This is a genomic window from Vibrio sp. 10N.261.52.A1 (assembly GCF_002876325.1).
Taxonomy (GTDB): Bacteria; Pseudomonadota; Gammaproteobacteria; order Enterobacterales; family Vibrionaceae; genus Vibrio; species Vibrio chagasii.
Genome location: NZ_MCYD01001057.1, coordinates 1 through 6,494, shown reverse-complemented (window position 1 = coordinate 6,494; position 6,494 = coordinate 1). Strand labels below are relative to the sequence as shown.

3 protein-coding genes and 1 pseudogene are annotated in these 6,494 nt (G+C 46.5%); 3 read left to right on the top strand and 1 reads right to left on the bottom strand.

The window, feature by feature from the left end; translation table 11 throughout:
• Window positions 1-174 precede the first annotated feature (174 nt).
• Window positions 175-921 (top strand): FCD domain-containing protein, encoded by a 747-nt coding sequence (locus tag BCT81_RS22870; protein WP_008218056.1) that lies wholly within the window; start codon window positions 175-177, stop codon window positions 919-921.
• Between the two features lie 154 nt (window positions 922-1,075).
• Here BCT81_RS22870 and BCT81_RS22865 read toward each other — a convergent pair whose 3' ends face one another.
• Window positions 1,076-2,596 (bottom strand): aldehyde dehydrogenase family protein, encoded by a 1,521-nt coding sequence (locus BCT81_RS22865; RefSeq protein ID WP_102425960.1) that lies wholly within the window; start codon window positions 2,594-2,596, stop codon window positions 1,076-1,078.
• 327 nt (window positions 2,597-2,923) lie between these two features.
• On the opposite strand from BCT81_RS22865, the gene BCT81_RS22860 reads away from it, so the two are divergent.
• Together BCT81_RS22860 and BCT81_RS22855 are read left to right on the top strand one after the other, a co-directional pair.
• A complete protein-coding gene (locus BCT81_RS22860) occupies window positions 2,924-4,711 on the top strand; it encodes a sigma-54-dependent Fis family transcriptional regulator (RefSeq protein ID WP_102425959.1) in 1,788 nt (595 codons plus the stop codon).
• A gap of 112 nt (window positions 4,712-4,823) precedes the next feature.
• Window positions 4,824-6,316: pseudogene (locus tag BCT81_RS22855) on the top strand (deoxyribodipyrimidine photo-lyase).
• Window positions 6,317-6,494 lie beyond the last annotated feature (178 nt).

The following is a 6,494-nucleotide window of genomic DNA, read 5'->3' as shown; positions in this document are numbered from 1 at the left end:
AGCTATTTATCATGATAAATAAATATTTTGTGACTAAGATTCGATCAATAATTGGAGTGTTTCATAACCGAGCACTCCGATTTTTCCGGGGTTTTTAGGGCAAGAAAACAAGTGACATTCAGAGGAATTCCGTCAGAATTCAATAGGTACGGATAACACCCCAGCGAGGATAATGTGGCAAAAAGCGCGAAGAGACGTAGAACACAAGAATTAGCAGAATCGATCAAGAACTGGATCGTCGAACAAGCACTTCAGCCTGGGGATCGTTTACCTAACGAACTTGAGGTTATGGAGAAGTTTGACGCTTCAAAAGGAACGGTTCGTGAAAGTATGCGAATCTTGGAAGCGCAAGGTATTTTGTCGACCAAAACCGGCCCGAATGGCGGTGTGTTCGTGAGTGAGATGAGCGAAAACAAAGCGCAGTCTCTCTTAAGTAACTACCTGTTTTTTAAGAACACTTCGATATCAGATTTATACCAAATGCGTTTGTCGCTTGAGCCGGAGATTGCGGCTTCCCTCGCGGGGAGACTAAGCGAGTCGCAACTGCAGGCACTGAGCGACCAAATCGACAAGTATCAAACGCCACCAGAAGATATCTATCAAGAACGCGAACACCACATCGCATCGCTAGAGTTCCACAGCTTACTGGCGAGCTATTCAGATAATGAGCTATTAAAGTTTGTGGTACGTTTTACCGCGCAAATGCTCACTGAGCTGACGATTTATCACAAGCTTTACGAGCCAGGAAACCACAAACTGTGGCGTACCGGCGTGCAAAGCCAACGCGACCTTGTGCAAGCGCTGAGCAAAAGTGACGCTGTAAAAGCGAAACAAATCATGCAGCAACATATGCTGACAGCGCACCAGCTTATGATTAAGCAAGAAGCGCAAATCGCTAACAGCTTTATCGCAGAAGAATAAGTCCGAGCCATTCAACTTATCTAACACATCTCGCAGACACTAAAAAACGCCAAGCTCATAAGAACTTGGCGTTTTTCTTTTCATTTTACTTATATTAGTTAAACCAACTCGTTGTTAGTAACTCCTTGATAAAGCGCTCTAGAACATATCTATTTTAGAAAAAGCCTAGCGGATTGGTATCGTAGCTGATCAGTAGGTTCTTGGTATTTTGATAATGGTCGAGCATCATCTTATGTGTCTCACGACCGATGCCTGATTTCTTGTATCCACCAAAGGCCGCATGTGCTGGGTAAGCGTGGTAACAGTTCACCCAAATACGCCCTGCTTCAATGTTGCGACCCATGCGATACGCGAGGTTTGCATCACGCGTCCAAACACCCGCACCCAAGCCATATTCCGTATCGTTGGCAATTTCCAACGCTTCAGCTTCGTCTTTAAAAGTAGTTACCGCGATAACTGGACCAAAGATCTCCTCTTGGAAGACGCGCATCTTGTTATTGCCTTCGAGCATGGTTGGTTGGATGTAATAGCCGCTACCCAGATCATCTGGTTGCTGCGCGATTTCACCACCAGTTAACACTTTCGCACCCTCTTGACGACCAATCTCTAGATAGCTAAGAATCTTATCGAACTGCTCTTGAGAGGCTTGTGCGCCAACCTGAGTGTCAGTGTCTAACGGGTTGCCTTGCTTGATGGTTTGAGCACGCTCGACCACTTTCGCAATGAACTTATCGTATACCGATTCGTGGATCAACACACGCGATGGACAGGTACACACCTCACCTTGGTTAAAGAACGCCAGCAGCATGCCTTCTACACACTTATCTAGGTACTCATCTTCATAATCAAAAATGTCTGGGAAGTAGATGTTTGGAGACTTACCGCCAAGCTCAACGGTTGATGGAATCAAGCTTTCAGCCGCACATTTCAAAATATGGTGGCCGACTTCTGTTGAGCCAGTAAACGCCAATTTAGCCAAGCGGTCACTAGTTGCTAACGCTTGACCTGCTTCGCTACCAAAACCATTCACGATGTTGACCACACCTGCAGGCAGAAGGTCAGCGATCTTCTCCATCATCACCAAAATCGATGTTGGTGTTTGCTCGGCTGGCTTCATCACCACACAACAGCCTGCTGCCAGTGCAGGGGCCAATTTCCAAGCCGCCATTAAGATTGGGAAGTTCCAAGGAATGATCTGCCCTACCACGCCAATTGGCTCTGGGAAGTGGTAGCTTGCAGTGTTTGAATCAAGCTCGGCTGCGCTGCCTTCTTGCGCTCGAATACAGCCCGCAAAGTAGCGAAAATGATCGACAACCAACGGAATGTCTGCCGCCAGAGTTTCACGCACTGGTTTGCCGTTTTCCCATGTCTCAGCAACTGCGATCTCTTCTAGGTTTGCTTCAATGCGGTCAGCAATTTTAAGTAGGATGTTCGAACGCTCTGTCACACTGGTCGCAGCCCAACTCGCACGAGCTGCATGCGCCGCATCGAGTGCTAAGCTAATGTCCGCCTCGGTTGAGCGCGCGACTTGGCAATACACCTGACCATTCACGGGAGACGTATTATCAAAATACTCGCCGCTGACAGGCTTCACCCACTCACCACCGATAAAGTTATCGTATTGAGCTTTAAAGTTCACCACTGCGTTGTCACTACCCGGCTGTGCGTAAATCATAGTTAGATCCTTCTTAGATGTGTTGTTCGTTATTAAGCGAGAGCTGTCTTATTTTTGTGGCGACTTCTCTTGAGAAAAGAACTCATGACAATACGCCTATGTTTATGCTTTCTGTTTAAAACACTGATACTTCGTGCTTTCTTCACAACAAGAACAACGCAAATCACACGCCACAACCTCAAAACTTGTTGTTAATAAATTGTAAAACTATGATTACCAAACATTTACAACCCAAAGTGAGTTGGCATTGAACAGCTGTATGGAAACCAATCCAATGTTCAACTGTTCCAATTTGGTACACTCTCACTGTTACGACATGGAACAGTCATGCACCTTCAACAAGCAAACACCTCAGATTGGCTTTCGTCTTCTTGGCACCGCAGCACAGAAGCGGGGCTAAAACAGAGACGTCTTCCCGAAGATATTCGCCTACCACAGTCGATTCTTAAGCAGAGACGTCATCAATCATCGAGCTTGATTCAAATCGTCGAGCGCAATGCACTACCTCTGTTCAACCAGATGTTTGCACGTACAGACAGTCGTTTGATCTTGACCGACATTGAAGGGGTGATTCTCGCTAGTTGGGGACAAGAGCGGTTTAAGGAAAAACTGACGTCGATTGCACTCAGCTCTGGTGCGTGTTGGCAGGAACAACTCAAAGGGACCAACGCCATTGGCACGGCGATTGTGGAAGCCAAACCCGTGACCATCATTGGTGAGCAACACTTCATCCACCAGCATCGGTTTATCAGCTGTTCAGCGAGCCCAGTATTTGATCACCAAGGAAACATGGTTGGCGTATTGGACATTACCAGTGAGCAGCAACAACACGACGGTTCGGTACAGCTACTTGTTCAAAATATGGTTCAGCTTATTGAGAATCAGCTATTGAGTCATATCCCACAAGGCACGACTCGTATTGATCTCGCATGCGATAAATCGCTACTGCACAGCGGTTGGCAAGGGATTGTAATAGCCAATGAAGCTGGAGAGGTGGTCGCGCACAATCAGGTCGCCTCTCAACTATTGGATCAAACCTCGATCGTCGGTGAGAGTATCGACACCCTCTTCAACCGAAATTCAATAGATGCCCCCTTTGTGTTTGAAAAACAGCACCTAAAACGCCCAACAACCAAGCGCACACGCTCTATTTCCCCATCGTGTGCTTTACACCATGGTGAACAACAGATAGAACACGCTTGGCAGCAGGCCAATAAGGTTATCGACAAAGGCATTAGCCTATTAATCCTTGGTGAAACAGGTGTCGGCAAAGGCGAGTTTGTTAAGGCGTTACACAAGCAAAGCCAGCGTAAATCGTCGCCCTTAGTCGCGGTGAATTGTGGTGCACTACCGAAAGATCTTATCGAATCTGAATTGTTTGGTTACGCGCCGGGGGCTTTTACAGGCGCAAGCCACAAAGGATTCCAAGGTAAGATCCGTCAAGCGGATAAAGGGATTCTATTTCTAGATGAGATCGCCGACATGCCTTTAGAAGCTCAGTGCCGACTACTGCATGTTCTGCAAGACAAATCCGTGGTGCCAGTTGGTTCCAATCAAAGCTATCAAGTCGATTGCCAGATCATCGCTGCAACTCACAAAAACCTCGAGCAGTTAGTCGCAACCGGAGAGTTTAGGCAAGACCTGTATTACAGACTCAATGGCTTGGCGTTTACCTTACCAAGCCTGCAACAGCGACAAGATAAACACGCTTTAATCGAAAACATTCACCGTAAATACGCTGAAGATGAGCAAACAATCTGCCCGCATTTGATGGGGTTGCTATGCGCCTATTCATGGCCGGGTAATATCCGCGAGTTAGACAACCTACTTAAAGTCGCCACTTTACTGGCAAACGACGAACCACAACTCACACTCGAGTATGTGCCTAGCCATCTTGCTCAACACCTCACGTCGTTAGCGCATGATAATCACCATCAATCGACGACTTCTAATGCCATAAAAGGTACAGCGAGTAACGATTTAAGAAGCACCGTTGAAGAAACCTTGTTGCAAACTTATCAAGCCAACCAAGGCAACATCAGTAAGACGTCACGCATACTTGGTATCAGCCGTAATACGATTTATCGAAAACTAAAAAGCTTAGGCATTCTCTAATAATGAAAACAGGAGATCATAACCTGCCCTTTCATTATCGAAAATAAAACTCACTTCCAGTGAGACGTTTTGCCCTCTGATTCGTAATGCTTGAAAACGAAAGAGGGCTCAGATGCAAACAATCAACATAGTGTGGCTAAAGCGTGATTTAAGACTCACCGACCACGCACCTTTACAACACGCTTTATCAGGTCACCTCCCAACGATATTGCTCTACATTTCCAACCTATGCTGCTAAACAATGCCCACTACTCTGAGCGACATTGGCGGTTTGTTTGGCAGTCGCTGCAATGCATGAATCGGTCGCTGAAAGAGTATGGACATGAGGTTTCAATACTTCATGGCAGTGCGATGGACTGCTTCAAAGCGATTCAATCTCGTTACCGCATCAAAAACGTCTTCTCTCATCAAGAGATAGGATTAAATTGCACTTTTGAGCGTGACAGAGAACTCTCTGCTTGGTTTACAGATCACAACATCCCATGGCAAGAGTTCGCACAAGGCGCTGTCGTAAGAGGGTCGAAAGACAGAATCGGTTGGGACAAGCACTGGAACAATGTCATGCGTGCTCCCATAGAAGAAAATCAGTTAACGACAGAATCACTACATACCCTTGATGCACAGGAGCTTAAATTCGCAATCGAGCCTCCACCAGCTTGGTTAACCAAAGTTAAAGGCATACAAACGGGTGGAAGCGCACTGGCATGGGCAACATTAAATGACTTCTTTGAGCGCCGTGGTCGCGATTACTATCGCAGCATCTCAAGCCCAGAAGCTTCACGACATGCCTGTACACGTCTATCCCCATATTTGGCTTGGGGCAATATATCGCTGCGTGAGGTTTATCAACACCTGTTGGGGCACTGGCAAGTCGCAGGCTTTCGTCGCAGCTTGATTGCGCTCTCATCAAGGCTTCACTGGCACTGTCATTTCATGCAGAAGTTTGAATCGGAATGCGCGATGGAATATCGCTGTATCAATCACGCCTACGAAGCACTCTTGCAAAAAGAGACGGTAAAAGATCCGACACATCTTCAGGCATGGAAGATGGGGATGACAGGTGTGCCATTGGTCGATGCCTGTATGCGCTGCCTGCATCATACGGGGTACATTAATTTCCGCATGCGCTCAATGCTGGTGAGCTTTCTCACTCACCATATGAACATGGACTGGCGTGATGGTGTCACACACTTAGCGCAGCTGTTCCTCGATTTTGAACCCGGCATTCATTACCCACAGTTTCAAATGCAAGCTGGGGTAACGGGCATCAACACCATCCGAATTTACAACCCAACAAAGCAAGCCCTAGAACACGATTCCGATGGGGACTTCATCCGAAAATGGGTACCCGAACTTTCAGACATACCCACTCCACTTCTGTTTGAGCCTTGGAAGATGACACCTATGGAAGTCATGATGCACGAGCTTGAACCAGACTCCCCTTACCTTAATCCAGTCGTCGACCTCGAAGTGAGCGCCAAGGAAGCACGAGTGCGTTTATGGTCATGGAGAAAGCTGACGGAAGTGAAACAAGAACGCAGTCGTATTTTGTCACGCCACGTTAGGCCACCGAAGAAACAAAGCAAAACAACACGGGCAAGCTAATACAACGTGTTACCTCTTTAAATCACTTATAAAAAGAGTGGTAATTCATTGGGTTAAATAAATTTAATTGTGATCGTCGTCATATAATGAGTAATAGACTCGCGGTCACAAACTAGAGAGGCAAAATTGCAGCCTTACTAAAACATTAAACTCACCTAATCATCACTAAAACTAATAA

What these genes read in the sequence shown, in the direction of transcription:
- BCT81_RS22865 (WP_102425960.1), bottom strand. Translation starts at nt 2,596, where the DNA reads ATGATTTACGCACAGCCGGGTAGTGACAACGCAGTGGTGAACTTTAAA.
- BCT81_RS22860 (WP_102425959.1), top strand. Translation starts at nt 2,924, where the DNA reads ATGCACCTTCAACAAGCAAACACCTCAGATTGGCTTTCGTCTTCTTGG.